At 67.0% G+C, this 16,154-nt stretch carries 12 protein-coding genes, 1 tRNA gene and 3 pseudogenes; 6 read left to right on the top strand and 10 right to left on the bottom strand.

Going from position 1 to position 16,154, the window contains the following annotated elements:
- The 3 genes and pseudogenes from rpsA to polA all read right to left on the bottom strand — a co-directional run.
- Nucleotides 1-152 (bottom strand): annotated as a pseudogene (gene rpsA, locus K8V84_RS07135) (30S ribosomal protein S1); the annotation flags it as partial.
- A gap of 415 nt (nt 153-567) precedes the next feature.
- The gene (gene arfB / locus K8V84_RS07130) at nt 568-1,011 is read right to left on the bottom strand and encodes an alternative ribosome rescue aminoacyl-tRNA hydrolase ArfB (protein ID WP_304072006.1); all 444 of its coding nucleotides are present in this window, start codon (nt 1,009-1,011) and stop codon (nt 568-570) included.
- 26 nt (nt 1,012-1,037) lie between these two features.
- Nucleotides 1,038-3,800, bottom strand: coding sequence for a DNA polymerase I (gene polA, locus K8V84_RS07125; protein ID WP_304072004.1), 2,763 nt, complete (start codon nt 3,798-3,800; stop codon nt 1,038-1,040).
- A gap of 75 nt (nt 3,801-3,875) precedes the next feature.
- On the opposite strand from polA, the gene K8V84_RS07120 reads away from it, so the two are divergent.
- The 4 genes and pseudogenes from K8V84_RS07120 (at nt 3,876) to K8V84_RS07105 (ending at nt 7,770) form a co-directional block, all read left to right on the top strand.
- A complete protein-coding gene (locus tag K8V84_RS07120; protein WP_304072001.1) occupies nt 3,876-4,304 on the top strand; it encodes a PaaI family thioesterase in 429 nt (142 codons plus the stop codon).
- A 380-nt stretch (nt 4,305-4,684) separates the two neighbouring features.
- Nucleotides 4,685-5,932 carry an ABC transporter substrate-binding protein gene (locus K8V84_RS07115; RefSeq protein WP_304071998.1) on the top strand — a complete coding sequence of 416 codons (1,248 nt, stop codon included), beginning with the start codon at nt 4,685-4,687 and terminating at the stop codon, nt 5,930-5,932.
- A 216-nt stretch (nt 5,933-6,148) separates the two neighbouring features.
- Nucleotides 6,149-6,463: pseudogene (locus K8V84_RS07110) on the top strand (amino acid ABC transporter substrate-binding protein); the annotation flags it as partial.
- A 74-nt stretch (nt 6,464-6,537) separates the two neighbouring features.
- Nucleotides 6,538-7,770 (top strand): ABC transporter substrate-binding protein, encoded by a 1,233-nt coding sequence (locus K8V84_RS07105; RefSeq protein WP_304071995.1) that lies wholly within the window; start codon nt 6,538-6,540, stop codon nt 7,768-7,770.
- Nucleotides 7,771-7,851: 81 nt separating this feature from the next.
- Here K8V84_RS07105 and K8V84_RS07100 read toward each other — a convergent pair whose 3' ends face one another.
- The 5 genes from K8V84_RS07100 to K8V84_RS07080 form a co-directional block, all read right to left on the bottom strand.
- Nucleotides 7,852-8,709, bottom strand: a complete 858-nt coding sequence (locus K8V84_RS07100) for an ABC transporter ATP-binding protein (RefSeq protein ID WP_304071992.1) — start codon at nt 8,707-8,709, stop codon at nt 7,852-7,854.
- Nucleotides 8,702-9,580, bottom strand: a complete 879-nt coding sequence (locus tag K8V84_RS07095) for an ABC transporter ATP-binding protein (protein ID WP_304071989.1) — start codon at nt 9,578-9,580, stop codon at nt 8,702-8,704. Before K8V84_RS07095 ends, K8V84_RS07100 begins: the two co-directional genes overlap by 8 nt.
- Nucleotides 9,570-10,559 carry a branched-chain amino acid ABC transporter permease gene (locus K8V84_RS07090; RefSeq protein ID WP_304071987.1) on the bottom strand — a complete coding sequence of 330 codons (990 nt, stop codon included), beginning with the start codon at nt 10,557-10,559 and terminating at the stop codon, nt 9,570-9,572. Before K8V84_RS07090 ends, K8V84_RS07095 begins: the two co-directional genes overlap by 11 nt.
- A gap of 11 nt (nt 10,560-10,570) precedes the next feature.
- On the bottom strand, nt 10,571-12,139 hold the full coding sequence (locus tag K8V84_RS07085) for a branched-chain amino acid ABC transporter permease (RefSeq protein ID WP_304071984.1): 1,569 nt from the start codon (nt 12,137-12,139) through the stop codon (nt 10,571-10,573).
- A gap of 363 nt (nt 12,140-12,502) precedes the next feature.
- Nucleotides 12,503-13,072, bottom strand: coding sequence for an ANTAR domain-containing response regulator (locus tag K8V84_RS07080; RefSeq protein ID WP_304072007.1), 570 nt, complete (start codon nt 13,070-13,072; stop codon nt 12,503-12,505).
- A 161-nt stretch (nt 13,073-13,233) separates the two neighbouring features.
- Between K8V84_RS07080 and K8V84_RS07075 the strand changes: the two genes are divergently transcribed.
- Nucleotides 13,234-13,308, top strand: a tRNA-Leu gene (locus K8V84_RS07075).
- Nucleotides 13,309-13,394: 86 nt separating this feature from the next.
- On the top strand, nt 13,395-14,204 hold the full coding sequence (locus K8V84_RS07070) for a transcriptional regulator (protein ID WP_304071981.1): 810 nt from the start codon (nt 13,395-13,397) through the stop codon (nt 14,202-14,204).
- 623 nt (nt 14,205-14,827) lie between these two features.
- Here K8V84_RS07070 and K8V84_RS07065 read toward each other — a convergent pair.
- A complete protein-coding gene (locus tag K8V84_RS07065) occupies nt 14,828-15,730 on the bottom strand; it encodes a serine hydrolase (RefSeq protein ID WP_304071979.1) in 903 nt (300 codons plus the stop codon).
- A pseudogene (locus tag K8V84_RS07060) lies at nt 15,727-16,154 on the bottom strand (LysR family transcriptional regulator); the annotation flags it as partial. The gene K8V84_RS07065 and the pseudogene K8V84_RS07060, both read right to left, overlap by 4 nt.

Below are 16,154 nucleotides of genomic sequence, written 5' to 3'. Positions count from 1 at the left end.
TCTCGATCGACCTTCACGATGGTGCCTTCGACGATGTCACCGTCGTTGAAGTACTTGATGGTCTCGTCGATCGCCGCGAGGAAGGCTTCCTCGGACCCGATGTCGTTGACCGCTACCTGGGGTGTCGAGGTGGCCTCGGTGCTGCTCGTCATTTGTGGGTGGACTCCGGATACGGACAGGTTCAGGAAATGGGCACGCCGCGGGCTCGGGCTGTTCGATCCGTCGTCCAGATGTGGGGAGCAGGGTCACATGTACGGAACGAGCCGTCCGTGACCGCCGACTACCTGAGTCCAGAGTGGTGACCGATGCGGTGCAACCCTTCGCCCCCTACGGGGACGACAGACGGCACGCACGAAACCCACAACGCTCTGGCCAGAATATGAGACAAGGGCGTCCTGGTCAATCGGAACCCAGGACCGCCAACCCGGCGAAGGGCATATTGGCCGCAACCTACCCGAGCGGGCGGGTGAAGATCAACTGGACGACGTCGCATGTCCGACGGTGCTTACCCACCCGTAACCTCGTGGCCTTCCCGCCGGCCCGAAGTGTCTCCGAAGGAGCCGCAAATCACTCCATCGGAGGCCTCGAACGCGCCCGCTTGACCTCGCCCCGCCGCCGTTTGGCCTCCACCCGACGCCGCTTGGCGTTCTTGGAGGGCTTGCGTCGGCGCCGTTCCGGCGGCGGAGGTTCGATCGCCTCCGCCAGGACCGCCGCCAGCTTCTCCCGGGCCTCCAGCCGGTTGCGCACCTGCGACCGGTGGGTCTGCGCCGACACCGTCAGCACACCCTCCACCAACCGCCCCCGCAGACGTTCCAACGCCCGGGCCCGACGGGTCTCCCCCAGTGCCCGGCAGGAAGCCACGTCCAGCGACAACGACACCCGGGTGTCGGAGGTGTTGACGTGCTGTCCTCCCGGCCCCGAGGACCGGGAGAACCGCCATGTCAAGGCGTCGGCGGGAACGGTCACGGGCCCCACGGCCAGACCTTTCGTGGTCTCGTCCTGCCCCGCCACCGTTCCCACCCTCTCGATCTCCCGCGCTAGTGCGCGGCGTCGTGCCAGTTCTGTCCGCTGCCGACCGAAACGCCCAGCGGAACACGCAGATCATAGGCCGAGCCCATCTCGTGCGTCACGAGGTTTTCCACCGCCTCGCGCTCACCCGGGGCGACCTCCACCACGAGTTCGTCGTGCACCTGCAGCAGGACACGGGAATCGTGTCCGCCCTCGGTGAGCGCCGCGTCCACCTGCAACATCGCGACCTTGATGATGTCGGCCGCCGAACCTTGGATCGGCGCGTTCAACGCCATCCGCTCGGCCATCTCACGACGCTGCCGGTTGTCGCTGGTCAGATCCGGCAGGTACCGGCGCCGCCCCAGGATCGTCTCGGTGTAGCCGACCTTGCGGGCCTGCTCCACCACCTCGTTCAGGTAGTCGCGAACCCCGCCGAAGCTGGCGAAGTAGTCCTCCATCAGCCTCTTGGCCTCATCCGGAGCGATCCCCAACTGCTGCGAGAGCCCATAGGCGCTCAACCCGTAGGCCAGCCCGTAGCTCATCGCCTTGATCTTGGAACGCGCCTCACCGTCGACCTCTTCCACCTCGATGTCGAACACCTGCGCCGCCATCTGCGCGTGGAAGTCGTAACCGCTGTTGAACGCGTCGATCAGCGCCTGCTCGCCGGACAGGTGCGCCATGATCCGCAGCTCGATCTGGCTGTAGTCGGCGGTCAACAGCTCGTCGTAGCCCCCACCGACCACGAACGCCCTGCGGATCCGCCGACCCACGTCCGTGCGCACCGGGATGTTCTGCAGGTTGGGATCGGTGGAACTGAGCCGTCCGGTCGCCGCCACCATCTGGTTGAAGGTGGTGTGGATGCGGTCGTCGTCGGCGACGGTCTTGATCAGACCCTCGACCGTGGTGCGCAGCTTGGTCTGGTCCCGGTGGTGCAACAGCACCCCCGGCAGCTCGTTGTCGGTCTGCGTGGCCAGCCACGCCAGCGCGTCGGCGTCGGTGGTGTACCCGGTCTTGATCTTCTTCGTCCTCGGCAGCTCCAGGTCCTCGAACAGCACCTGTTGCAACTGCTTGGGCGACCCCAGGTTGAACTCACGGCCCACGACCTCGTGCGCCCGCTCCACCGCGGCGCGGCCCGCCGAGGCGAACTCCCCCTGCAGTTCCTCCAGATAGGGGCGGTCCGCGGCGATCCCGGCCCGCTCCATCCGCGCCAACACATCCACCAGCGGCAGCTCGACCTCGCGCAGCAGGTGCGCCCCGCCACGCTTGTCCAGCTCCGCGGCGAGCACGACCGCCAGGTCCCGGGTGGCCGCGGCGCGCACCGCCAGAACACGGCCGCGTCCGGAACCCTCGCCCTCCGAACCCAGGTCCAGTGCCAGCTGGTCGCCGTCGGTGTCCTCCTCCAGCTCCCGCCCCAGGTACTTACGGGTCAGGTCGGCCAGGTCGAACCGGCGCTGCCCGGGCTGGGCCAGGTAGGCGGCCAGAGCGGTGTCGCTCACCACACCGCCCAGGGGCCACCCGTGCGCGCCCAGTGCCAGGAGGGCGCCCTTGTACTCGTGCACCACCTTGGGGCGCTCGGCGTCGGCGAGGAACACCGCGAGCGCCTCGGTGTCGGCGGCGTCCAACAGGGTGGGGTCCAGGTACAGGGAGGCGCCACCGGCGACGGTCACCGCCAGCGCGTCCACACGGCCGGTCCCCCGACCCCAGGTGCCCTCCAGGGCGAGTCCGGCCGGAGCCTCGGTGGTCACACCATCGACGGAGGCGTGCTCGATGAGCCAGGCCGCCACGTCGCCGGTACCGGCGACGGTCACGTCCACCTCGAAGCCCTCACCGGCGCCGTCGACGCCCGCGCCCTCACCGGACTCGGCGGTGCGCACCACCGAGTACAGGCGCTCACGCAGGTTGGAGGCGAACTCCAGGTTGTCGAAGAGCGCGTCCACCCCGGCCCGGTCCGTCTCGGCCAGACCCAGTGCGCCCACCTCGACGTCCAGTGGAACGTCGGTGACCAGCTTGTTGAGACGCTGGTTGCGCAGCACGTCGGCCAGATGGTCGCGGAAGTTCTGCCCGGCCTTGCCGGTGACCTCGTCGGCACGCTCCACCAGGTCCTCCAAGGACCCGAACCTGGCGATCCACTTCGCGGCGGTCTTGGGCCCCACCCCGGGCACACCGGGCAGGTTGTCGGCCTTCTCCCCCACCAACGCGGCCAGGTCCCGGTATCTCTCGGGCGAGACCCCGTACTTTTCCTCCACCGCGGCCGGATCCATCCGCCGCAGGTCCGACAGGCTCTTGCCCGGATACAGCACCGTGCAGTTCTCGGTGACCAACTGGAAGGCGTCACGGTCACCGGAGGCGATCAGCACCTCCATACCCGCCTCGCCGCCCTGGTGGGCGAGCGTGGCGATCACGTCGTCGGCCTCGAAACCCGGCGCCGACAGATTGGTCACGCCGATCAGCCGCATCAGGTCCTGCGTCAACGGCACCTGGGACGGGAACTCCGGCGGGGTCTCCGAACGGCCCCCCTTGTAACCGTCGTACTCCTCGTCCCGGAACGTGGGACCCGACAGGTCCCACGCCACCGCCACATGCGTCGGCTCCTCATCACGCAACAGCTTCACCAACATGGAGGCGAACCCGTACACGGCGTTGGTCGACTGCCCGGTACTGGTACCGAAGTTCTCCACCGGCAACGCGAAAAACGCGCGGAAGGCCATCGAATGGCCGTCCAAAAGCAGCAGTCGGGGGCGCCCGCCATCGGTCTGGGCTGTCTGTTCGGGGGTCTCTCGCTTGGTCACCACAGGTGAAATCTTAGGATGCGCTGGGGACACTCCGTGGCCATCACCACGGGAACACCGGATCGGAAGGCACCACCAATGAGCACGCAGGCCCAGGAACTCAAGGAAATGTTGGACTCCGGAACGCTCACCGACGGCCTGGGCGACACCATGGGCATCGAGGTCACCGAGGCCACACCCGAACGCGTCGTCGGCCGAATGCCGGTCGAGGGCAACCGACAGCCCTTCGGTCTACTGCACGGCGGAGCCTCCTGCGTCCTCGCCGAATCCCTCGGCTCCATCGGCTCCACCATCCACGCGCGCCGGTTCGGACGCATCGCCGTGGGCATCGAGATCAACGCGACCCACCACCGCTCCGCCACCGAGGGCCACGTCACCGGTGTCGCCACCCCGGTCCACCTGGGCCGCACCCTCACCACCTGGGACATCACCATCACCGACGACGCCGGTCGGAAGGTGTGCACCTCCCGCCTGACCTGCATGCTCCGCGAGGCGCCCCAGAGCTGACCACGACGGGGCCCGACACAAGCAACCCTTCACGGGCGAACACAGGCGAACTACACGGCCCGACCGGCACGCGTTGACGGTCGGGCCGCGCCATGCCCCGCCGTCATGACAGATTGCGGCCGGCCGACCTTTATCAGTCACATTCGTCCAAGAACCAGGCCCGAGAGCCCTCACCTTGACCACAGGTTCATAACGGCATGAAAGCGAGTCGGACGCAACTCCCGCCCCAGCTTCACGGAACGGAACTTCCATGATTAAGCTCCACTAACGCTCCTGATTAAGTCATGCCACACATCGCGGACTTCAGGACGCATCTGCATCATCGGCACGGCTGCGCCACGCAGTCCGTGCACCGCCGGTTGAACGGAGTGACCACGATCATGGCAAGCAAGAAGGTCCTAGGACTCACTGCCGCGACCGCGGCCCTAGTGCTGGGGCTGACCGCGTGTGGCAACGGCGACGACGGCGGAAACGGCGGAGACTCCGCGGGCGAGGAATTCACCTTCGGCATCGTCTACCCCCAGACCGGTGCCCTCGCCTTCCTCGGCCCGCCGCAGATCTCCTCGGCCAAGTACGCGATCTCCGAGATCAACGGTGCCGGCGGCATCCTCGGCACCGAGGTCCCCGAGATCGTCGAAGGCGATGAGGCCGCCGACGGCGCCCAGGCCAACGAAGCCGCCAACAGCCTCGTCAACAGCGACGTCAACGCCGTCATCGGCGCCGCCGCCTCGGGCATGACCCAGGCGATCTACGACACCATCACCGGCGCCGAGATCGTCCAGTGCTCGGGCTCCAACACGGCGCCCGACCTCAGCGACATCGACGACGGCGGCTACTTCTTCCGCACCGCGCCCAGCGACCTGATGTCCGGGCCCGTCATGGCCCGCGAGATCGTCGCCAACAACCAGACCAGCGTCGCCATCGTCGCCCGCGCCGACGACTACGGCAACGGCTACCTCGAAGCCGTCCAGGACGAGCTCGAAGCCCTCGGCGCCGAGGTCGCGCTCACCGAGACCTACGACCCCGACGCCACCAACTTCGACAGCGTCGTCAACGCCGTCGGCAACGAGGACCCCGACGCCGTCGCCCTCATCTCCTTCGAAGAGGGCGCCCAGGTCATCGCCGAACTCCTCGAAAGCGGCGTCGAAGGCGACCAGCTCTACATCACCGACGGCCTCAACAGCCCCGAGCTGGGCACCACCGTCAACGAGGACGACCCGTCCATGGTCGACGGCATCACCGGCATCGCGCCCGGCGCCGACAACCCCGAGTTCAACGACGGAATCCGCGAGTTCGACTCGGAACTGGACGTCTTCCAGTTCGCCCCGCAGGTCTTCGACTGCGTCACCGCCATCGCCCTGGCCGCCGAATCCGCCGAGTCCGTCGACCCGAGCGTCTACGTCGAACACCTGCCCGAGATCAGCCGCCCCGAGGGCACCGAGTGCACCTCCTTCGAGGAGTGCCGCGACCTGCTCGCCGAGGGAGAGGACATCGACTACCAGGGCACCAGCGGCAACATCGACTTCGACGACAACGGCGACCCCACCTCCGCCACCTTCGAGGTCTTCGGCTTCGACGGTGAGACCCACGAGGTCCGAGGCTACGAGGAGTACTCCGCCGACGAATAGACCCACCGGACACCACGTCCCGGAGTAGCGGAGTCATCGACGCACACGCAACACCGCGCCGGGGGTGCGGGGCTCGGGCCCCGCACCCCCGGCGCGCGTTCCCCGATCGGCACGGCCGCCATCCGCGCGCCGTGCCTCTTCGTATCCGAACGGAGTGACCACGTCCATGGCACGAACCAAAGCACTCGGCCTGGCCGCCACGACCACGGCGATGGTCCTCGCGCCGTCGCCCTCACCTCCTTCGAAGAGGGCGCCCAACTCATGGCCGAACTCCTCGAAAGCGGCGTCGAGGGCGACCAGCTCTACCTGACCGACGGCCTCAACAGCCCCGAGCTCGACGTCCTCCAGTTCTCGTCCCAGATCTTCGACTGCGTCACCGTCATCGCCCTGGCCGCCGAATCCGCCGGCAGCACCGACACCACCGACTTCGACGACAACGGCGACCCCACCACCGCCACCTTCGAGATCTTCCACTTCGGAGACGACGGCTACGAAATCGTCGGCTACCAGGAATACGCCTACGACGACTGACCCCACGCACGCCGGGCCCGGCGTCCACCCACGCACACGCCGGGCCCACACCACCTCCCGAACGGACCGACCCGATGACCACCAACACGCGCCCGACCCTGGCGCTCACCGCCACCGCGCTCGCCGCCGTGCTCACCCTCAGCGCCTGCTCAGGCGCCTCCGAAGCCGAGGACAGCGCCTTCACCTACGGCCTGCTCTACCCCCAGACCGGATCCCTCGCCTTCCTCGGCCCTCCCCAGCTCTCCGCCGTCGAATACGCCATCTCCCAGATCAACGACGCCGGCGGCATCCTCGGCGAACAGGTACCACCACCCGTCCAGGCCGACGAGGCAGGTGACAACGCCCAGGCCAACGAAGCCGCCAACAGCCTCGTCAACAGCAACGTCAACGCCGTCATCGGAGCCGCCGCCTCCGCCATGACCCAGGCCACCTACGACACCATCACCAGCTCCCGGATCGTCCAGTGCTCGGGCTCCAACACCGCGCCCGAACTCTCCGACATCAACGACGGCGGCTACTTCTTCCGCACCGCCCCCAGCGACCTCATGGCGGGCCCCGTCCTCGCCCAACAGATCGTCGAGGACGGCCACACCTCCGTCGCGCTCGTCGCGCGAGCCGACGACTACGGCACCGGCTACCTCTCGGCCGTCGAGAACGAACTGCACTCCCTCGGCGTCGACGTCCTCGTCAGCGAGACCTACGACCCCGACAGCACCAACTTCGGTGCCGTCATCGACGGTGTCTTCCGGGCCGACGCCGACGCCATCGCCCTCATCTCCTTCGAAGAGGGCACCCAGCTCATGGCCGCCCTGATCGAAAGCGAGGTCCGCAGCACCTTCTACCTCACCGACGGTCTCAACGACCCCGGCCTGGCCGAGACCGTCGCGGACGACCGACCCGAGACCGTCGTCGGGACCACCGGGGTCGCCCCCAGCGCCGACAACCCCGACTTCAACGAAGGCCTCCGTGAGTTCGACCCCGAACTCGAGGCCTTCCAGTTCGCGCCCCAGATCTTCGACTGCGTCACCGCCATCGCCCTGGCCGCCGAATCCGCCGAATCCCCCGATCCGACCGTCTACGTCGAACACCTGCCCGAGATCAGCCGCCCCGAGGGCACCGAGTGCACCTCCTTCGAGGAATGCCGAGACCTCCTCCACCAAGGCGAGAGCATCGACTACCAGGGCTCCAGCGGCGACATCGACTTCGACGACAACGGCGACCCCACCTCCGCCACCTTCGAACTCTTCCACTTCGGAGACGACGGCTACGAGATCCTCGGCTACACCGACTACTCGCTCCAGGACTGAACCCACGCGCCACGAACACGACAGAGGGGGTGGGGCCGCCCGGCCCCACCCCCTCTTCGCGCGGGTCCCAAGACCCACCGCTCACGCCTTCGCGAGCGTCCCCAGGTACAACTCGATCACGTTCGGGTCGTTCAACAGATCCCGACCCGTACCCGTATACGCGTTCCGGCCCTGGTCCAACACGTACCCGCGGTCACAGATCTGCAGGCAACGCCGCGCGTTCTGCTCCACCATGATCACCGAGACACCCGTGGAGTTGACCTCCTTGACCCGCTGGAAGACCTCCTCCTGGTAGATCGGCGACAGCCCCGCCGTCGGCTCGTCCAACAACAGCACCGACGGGTCCATCATCAAGGCCCGACCCATCGCCACCATCTGACGCTCACCACCCGACAGCGAACCCGCCTTGGCCCGGCGCCGCTTCCCCAACAGGGGGAACAGCTCCGAGACCACCGAGAACCGCTCGGCGAACGACCTCGGCCGCAGGAACGCCCCCATCTGGAGGTTCTCCTCGATCGTCAGGGAGGGGAACACGTTCCGCGTCTGCGGCACGTACCCCACCCCACGCTCCACCAGACCGTGCGCCGGCAGGCCCGCGATGCTCGAACCCCGCAGTGTCAAGGAACCCTCGCGCACCGGGATCAGCCCGAAGATCGTCTTGATCAACGTCGACTTGCCCGCACCGTTCGGACCGATGATCGCCACGACCTCCCCCTCGGAGAGGGTCAGGGTGCACCCGTTCAGGATGTTCACCCCCGGCACGTAACCGGCCACCATGTCCCGGGCCAACAGCAGATGGTCCTCCGGACCACCCACCTCCAGAGCCTCGCCCGCCTGCTTCAGGACCTCCTCACGGTGCTCCTGGACCGCGGCGGCCTCCTCGGCCTCCACCGGAACCTCCTCCGGCTCAGGGCGCGTCCCGCCGTTCTCCTCACTCATCGCCACTCTCCCCGGACTCGCCCTCGACCTCCTGGGCTCCCAGGTAGGCGTCGATCACCTGCTGGTCGGACCGGATGTCCGAAGGACGACCCTCCGCGATCACCCCGCCCTGCGCCAACACCACGATCCAATCGCTGATGCCCATGATCACGTCCATGTCGTGCTCGACGAACAGGACCGTCTTGCCCTCGTCCCGCAACGACGTGATGTGCTGCAACAGCGACTGCACCAGAGCGGGGTTCACACCCGCCATCGGCTCGTCCAACATGATCATGCCCGGATCGGTCATCAACGCGCGCGCCATCTCCAACAGCTTGCGCTGACCGCCCGACAACGAACCCGCCATGTCCTGACGCTTGTCGACGAGCTTGAACCGCTCCAACAACTCCATGGCACGCTCGGTGTTGGCCTGCTCCTGCGAACGCCACATCGGCCGCAGGAACGCACCGACCATCCGCTCGCCCAACTGGCCCTGAGCACCCAACAACATGTTGTCGAGCACCGTCATGCGTGTCAGAGCCTTGGTCAGCTGGAAGGTCCGCACCATCCCGGCCCGCGCCACCTGGTGGCCGCGCCGACCGTTGATCGGCCGACCCTCGAACGTCCAACGCCCCTGGTCCACCCGGTCGAACCCGGTCAACAGGTTGAAGAACGTCGACTTGCCCGCGCCGTTCGGACCGATCAGCGCCGTGATCGTCCCCCGCTGCACCTCCAGGTGGTTCACGTCCACCGCGGTCAGACCACCGAAGGAACGCTTCACGCCGTCGGCCACCAGGATCGGATCCGACTTCGGCGACCCGGGCTCGGCCACCGCGTCCGCCATTCGGTCGACCTCGACCGCCGCGGAGGTGTCCACCTCGTCACTTGACATTGATCAGCATCTCCTTGCGGTCACCGATGAGACCCTGCGGCCGGAAGACGATCAACAGCACCAGCAGCAGCCCCACGAAGGCCAACTGGATCGCGCCGTAGTCGGGCCCCTCCAGGAAGGGCAACAGCCCCTCCCGGCCCAAGCCCTTCAAGAACCCGTCCGTGAAGTTCATCAGGAACCAGAACGCCATCGAACCGATGATCGGACCGAACACACGGCCCGCACCGCCCAACAGCAGGATCACCCACAGGAAGAAGGTCACCTGCGGCTTGAACTGGTCCGGCTGGATCGCCCCCTGGTGCACCGCGAGCATCGCGCCCGCCAACGCACCGATCAGACCACCCAGCACCAACGCCTGCATCTTGTAGGCGAACACGTTCTTGCCGAGGCTGCGCACCGCGTCCTCGTCCTCACGGACGCCCTTGATCACCCGGCCCCAGGGGCTGTGGATCAGCATCCACGTGAACAGGGCGAACACCGCGACCAGACCCCACGTGACCGTCATCAACCACATCTGGTTGCCGGTGAACGTCATCGCCCCGAACCCGTAACGTCCACCCGCGTCGAACGGGTTCACCTCACGAAAGCCCGAGGACAGGTTCTGCAGGCCGTACACGCCGTTGGTCACCGGCTCGGCGAACCCCGCCCGGTACACCAGGCGCAGCACCTCCGCCGCCGCGATCGTCGTGATCGCCAGATAGTCGGCCCGCAACCGCAGCGTCGGGATACCGAGCAGCAACGCCAACACCAGCGCGCAACCCAGCCCCACGAGGAAACCGACCAGCACCGGCAGGTCGAACACCGCCACACTGATTCCCACGCCATAGGCGCCCACCAGCATGAATCCGACCTGACCGAAGTTCAGCAGGCCCGTGTAACCGAAGTGCAGGTTCAACCCCACGGCGGCCAACGCGTAGATCGCCGCGACCGGACCGACCGCGGATCGAGCGGCCTCGGCGAGGATCATGAGAATATCCATCGTTACCTCTCCTAGCCGACCCGCTCACGCGAACCGAGCAGGCCCTGAGGCCTGACCAGCAGCATGAGGATCATCAGGGCCAGAGCCCACGCGTTCATGAGCTGTGCGGGGAACCACAGGGTGGACAACATCGCCACCAGACCGACGGCCAGACCGCCGACCATCGCGCCGTAGGCCGTGCCCAGACCGCCGAGGATCACCGCGGCGAACATCAGCAGCAGCAGACGGAAGCCCATCTCGTAGTCCACGACCTGGTTCAGGCCGAAGAGCACACCGCCCAGCGAGGCCAGACCACCACCGAGCAGCCACACGTACATCGTCACGCGGTCCACGTCGATCCCCGACGACTCCGCCAGGTCCCGGTTGTCCGAGACCGCGCGCATCGCCTTACCGATACGGGTGAACTGCAACAGGCAGGCCACCAGCACCAGGACCACGACGGCCACGGCGATGATCACCAGGTCGCGGGGCGGCATCGACACCGGCCCCAGATGCACCAACTCCTGCACCTGGAAGCCCGCGTAGCGCGTCCGGTTCGCACCGAACAGCACCAGGATCACGTGCCGCAGGACCAGGGCCACACCGATCGACACGATGAACATCTGGATCAGGGCCACGTTGCGCTTGCGCAGCGGACGCCACAGGTAGCGCTCCATCGTGCCGCCCAGCACCGCGCCCATGAGCACCGCGATCGCGGCCGCCGCCCACAGCGGCACCTGCCACTGGATGTCGTCACCGAGCACACCCACCAGGGTCGCCAGGGCGATACCGCCGAGGACCGCCGTCCACTGAAGGATGATCAACAGGGTCCGGCCGAGCTTGTCCTCCATGAACGCGCCCAACAGGACCGCCACACCCAGACCGGCGAAGATCGCCAACAGGGAGTTGCCCATCCCGGCCGCGCCGGTACTGAACAGGAGCGCCATCATCGCGCCGAAGGTGACCATGTCACCGTGCGAGAAGTTGATGATCTGCGTCGTCCCGAAGATCAACGACAGACCGATCGCGGAAACCGCGATGACCAGGCCGAAGAGGAGACCGGCCGCGGTCAGCTGGGCGAACCGATCGCCGAAACCGCCGCTGACCCCCTCGACCTCCAGGGCCTCGTCGTCCGCGGGGGCCTCCTCGCCCTCCTCCGCTGCGTCCTCACCCTCCGAAGGGCTCTCCGACTCCTCCGGCTCCTCCGCGGCCGTACCGGCCTCGTCCAGGGCGACGATCAACGGTCGCCGCTCATCGGCCTCGACCGTGACCTCGGCCTCACCGCCGACGAGCAGGACGGTCTCGCGGACCTCGTACTCGCTGGGGATGGACTCCTGATCCACCACTGCGCGGTAGTCGCCCGGTCCGGGCAACACCACTTCCCAATTTCCATCAGAGTCGGTCGTCGCCGCTTCGATCTCGTCGTCACCCTCGAAGACCATGATCTCGATGCCTTCGACACCGAGATCACGCTCATCGGGCTGAGTGATCTGACCGTGCAGCGACTCACCGCCCTGTTCGTCTGCCGTAGCCGCCGCCCCGGGGATCACCAGGAATGCGGTGATCAGGGCGAGCAACACGGTCACGAGACGTGTGCGCACGCGCGCTCCTTGCGCATCTGAGGTCACGTGGCACCCGGATGTGAGCATTCGGGCACCACTGTCCTTTAGCTGTTCGGTGCGCCGAGTTTAGCCCGGTTTAGGCTGGTCATTCAGCACAGCTAAAGCCACGTGACACAACCGTCACCCCATTGTGCGCAACCGAGATCAAACCGGTATCGGATCCGAGTTGAATCTGAACAGGCGTCTAGGATTTCTGCCCGCGCCCCAGTCGATCTGTCACTTGGTCCTACATATGGTGACCGGATGACCACACTTGACACCCGATTCCGAACAAGACGAAGGGGCCGCCCCGATGGACACGGCCCCTTACGTCGAGTGTTCAGTTCTCCTAAGCGGGAAAGATCAGCCCTGCCGGCCACCGAGGGTCTCGACGACGGTCTCGGCGACCTTGCGCATGGTCAGCCGGCGGTCCATCGAGTTCTTCTGGATCCAGCGGAACGCCTCCGGCTCACTCATGCCGTGCCGACTCTGGAGCAGCCCCTTGGCCTGCTCCACCAGCTTGCGCGTCTCCAGCCGGTCCTGGAGGCTGCCGACCTCCGCCTCCAACGCCGCCAGCTCGGCGTACCGGGAGGTCGCCATCTCGATCGCCGGTACCAGATCCGACTTGCTGAAGGGTTTGACCAGGTAGGCCATGGCCCCGGCCTCGCGGGCCCGTTCGACCAGCTCGCGCTGGGAGAAGGCGGTCAGGATCACCACGGGGGCGATGCGCTCCCCCGCGATGCGCTCGGCGGCGGTGAGACCGTCGAGCACGGGCATCTTGATGTCGGTGATCACCAGATCCGGCTTGAGCTCCCGGGCGAGCCTGATGGCGGCCTCGCCGTCACCGGCCTCACCCACGACGGCATAGCCGTCCTCCTCCAGCATCTCCTTGAGATCCAGGCGGATCAGGGCCTCGTCTTCCGCGATCACCACACGGCTCTGCGTCCTCGTCACGTACACGAGGTTACAGAGATCCGCTAGTATGCTGTGCGTTGGCCCCGGCAATGCCGGTCAATCGTGACACCACTGTTGACCGAACATCGCCGAACCGACAGCAGAAAAAATCCCAGAGAACCACTTGACAATTCAACCCCGCCCCGATACTCCAATCCGGCAGAGAGAGCGAGCTCAAACCTCGTACAGTGTGGGTTCGAGTCCCACTCGGGGCACCTTGGCCACCCAATGGGTGGCTTTTCTGCTGTCCTGGGGCGCATGGCGGCCAAAAATGTCCGAAGCGTGAGTGAACATGCACTCCATGTACTCACCGCATGTCAGGCGTCAAGCCACCTCCCTTCTCGATTCGGGCATCTCCTACTCAGAGGTCGCCCAGCGCACCGGAATCAACAGGTCCACTCTTCGTACCTGGATGACCGACCGATCCTTGGTGGACAAGTACCAGGACACCGACCTCTGCCCGCGCTGCGAACCCATCCCCCGACCGCCCGCCGATGGGCGTTCCTACGCCTATCTCCTGGGCCTCTATCTCGGCGACGGCTGCATCACCCCGGCCGGTGATCCGGCCAAGGGTGTCTGGCGGCTCCGCATCATGTGCGGCGACGACTGGCCGGGGCTCATCGACGAGTGTGTCCTGGCCATGTCCTCGATCCGCCCCGCCCACAAGGTGTCCCGGGTTCCCTCCCAAGGCTGCACCGAGGTGCACGGCAACTGGAAGCACTGGCCGTGCGTCTTCCCCCAGCACGGTCCCGGAAAGAAGCACGACCGGCGCATCCTCCTGGAGAAATGGCAGCAAGAGATCGTGGACGCGAAGCCACAGACCCTCGTTCGCGGGTTGATCCACTCCGACGGGTGTCGACTCATCAACCGGATACGCAAGAAGCGTCCGGACGGCGAGACGAAGTCCTACGAATACCCCCGCTACCAGTTCACCAACGTCTCGACGGACATCACCGGTTTACTCACCACCACCCTCGATCGGCTGGGCGTGGCGTGGAGGACACAGGTAAGGAAGCGGTCCGAACCCCGACACCGAGAAACCCACGTCATCTCGATCTCGCGTAGGGAAGCGGTGGCCAGGATGGACTCCTTCGTGGGCCCCGAGTACTGAGCACCGGGGCACGAGAAGGGCCGTTCCGGTGGGCCTGCGCCTACCGGAACGGCCCCGGTGCCCCGAAGGGCGAGTGGCGCCCGAAGCATGATGGGGATACCCGCATCAGGCACACGCGGACGTGTGACCGGCAAGGGGGACATCCGGGCACAGCCGACTCAGAAACCCCCGTAGGAGGAGGGTAGGGGGTTCCTTCGCCATCATTTTTATCGGATCCACGACATCCACGTGGGGAAAGCAAGGATCCCGAGGGATTCTCGTCGCGACCCGACGTCTCCGATGTCCGTTTCCGTGAGGGTTTCCTCGGGTGCGTCCCCGTCAGCGGATTCGAGGGACCGGGGTCTGTTGGAGCGGGCCGTCCCGGTGGGGGACACCGTCCGGGACGGCCCTGTGGCGGCGCGAATCGCGATGGGGTCGAGTTCCGCGCCACGCGTGACCGAGCCACGGGGAGGGGGTCCCGCGGGCTCGGCCCAGGAACCACCCTCAGGAGGAGATGAGGGGGTTCCTTCACGAACATTCTTATGGGATCCGGGGCCCTCATGTGGGGGAAATAGGGATTCTGTGTGGTGCGGGTTTTGAATCGCCGCCGATAACCGCCCGGAACGCCCCGACTTGTGGTGGGTTCAGGTGGAGCGAAGGTGGTCACGGAGCGCACGGGCGACGCGACCCATGAGGGCTTCGGCTTCGGGTTGGTGTCGGGCGGGGACCTGTGACGCGGTGAGGGCCGCGATGGCGTAGGTCTCACCGTTGGCGTGTTCGACCACGCCGACCTCGTGGCGGTGGTTGAGGACGGTGCCGGTCTTGGACGCCCAGGTGGTGGCGTCACTGGTGAAGTCGGGGGCGAGGCGGTGGCGAATGACGTTGTCGGCCATGAGCGCGCGGACGCCGCCGGCGACGTCGGGGTGGATGTTGGTGGGCCGCCAGAGGGCGTGGAGCAGGTCGACGTGGGCGCGGGCGGAGCCGGAGTTGGCGACGGTGACGTCGAGTTGGGGGATGTGGTGGCCGCGTCCGTCGGTGCCCGCCCGGATGGCGAGGGTGTGGGCGAGGTGGGTCTCGTCGGGGGCCAGGCGTTCGGCGGGGGTGGCGTTGAGGGTGCCGATGCCGTGGCGGACGGTGATGCCGTGGATGTGGTGGTCGTGGAGGATTCGGTCGACGTGGGTGGGCGGGGTGAGGTCGAAGAGGGCGTCGGCGGCGATGTTGTCGCTGAGGCAGGTGCTGAGGTGGAGGAGGTCGTCGATGGCGATGGTGACGGGGTGGCGGAATTTGCTGATGCCGAAGGGGCCGGTGCCGGGTGGTCCGGTGTCGATGTGGGTGGGGGTGAGGTGGATGGGGGTGGCGCCGTCGAGTTCGCCTTGGTGGATGCGGTGAAGGGTGGCCAGGGCGAGGGGGACTTTGACGAGGGAGGCGGTGGCGTATTCGGTGTCGGGTTCGATGCCGATCTCATGGCCGGTACGGAGGTCGCGGACGAGGAAGGAACCGTGGAGTCCGGCTTCTCGGAGTTCGGTGTGCAGGCGGTGGGTGATCACGTGTGGGTGGCTCCGAGGCAGCGGGCGACGTGTGCGTGCAGGTGGGTGCGGAGGGTTTCGGCTTGTTCTCCGACGGCGGTGTGGTCGCGGGTGGGCTGGATTTCTCCGGTGGGACGCCAGTGGAGGTCGAGTCGTTCGGCTTGGCGGGGGGTGCAGAGGAGGAGGTCGTGGGTGGTGAGTACTTCGGCGGTGGCGGTGGTGAGGCTGGTGGCGACGGTGATCTGGGTGGGGTGGAGTCCGAGGGCGTGACCGATGCGGGTGAGGGGGTCTCGGATGTGGGGCGTGTCGTCCTCGGGTTGGATCCAGACGCGTCGGCGTGGGGCGGTGTGGGTGCGTCCGGCCCTGAGGGTTTCCAGGTAGTGGGTGTGTGCGGTGGGCGGGTGGTGGGTGGCCAGGCCCAGGGGTGCGGTCCAGGTGGCCTGGT

Source organism: Nocardiopsis listeri, from assembly GCF_020741345.1.
In the GTDB taxonomy this organism is placed as follows: Bacteria; Actinomycetota; Actinomycetes; order Streptosporangiales; family Streptosporangiaceae; genus Nocardiopsis; species Nocardiopsis listeri_A.
Note: the sequence above shows the minus strand (reverse complement) of the source record. Positions and strands in the feature narration are given on the sequence as shown.

Coding starts and splice junctions, on each gene's coding strand:
- K8V84_RS07100 (WP_304071992.1), bottom strand. CDS start 8,709: ATGAGTGAGGAGAACGGCGGGACGCGCCCTGAGCCGGAGGAGGTTCCG.
- K8V84_RS07105 (WP_304071995.1), top strand. CDS start 6,538: ATGACCACCAACACGCGCCCGACCCTGGCGCTCACCGCCACCGCGCTC.
- K8V84_RS07090 (WP_304071987.1), bottom strand. CDS start 10,559: ATGGATATTCTCATGATCCTCGCCGAGGCCGCTCGATCCGCGGTCGGT.
- K8V84_RS07095 (WP_304071989.1), bottom strand. CDS start 9,580: ATGTCAAGTGACGAGGTGGACACCTCCGCGGCGGTCGAGGTCGACCGA.
- K8V84_RS07070 (WP_304071981.1), top strand. CDS start 13,395: ATGTACTCACCGCATGTCAGGCGTCAAGCCACCTCCCTTCTCGATTCG.
- K8V84_RS07120 (WP_304072001.1), top strand. CDS start 3,876: ATGAGCACGCAGGCCCAGGAACTCAAGGAAATGTTGGACTCCGGAACG.
- K8V84_RS07115 (WP_304071998.1), top strand. CDS start 4,685: ATGGCAAGCAAGAAGGTCCTAGGACTCACTGCCGCGACCGCGGCCCTA.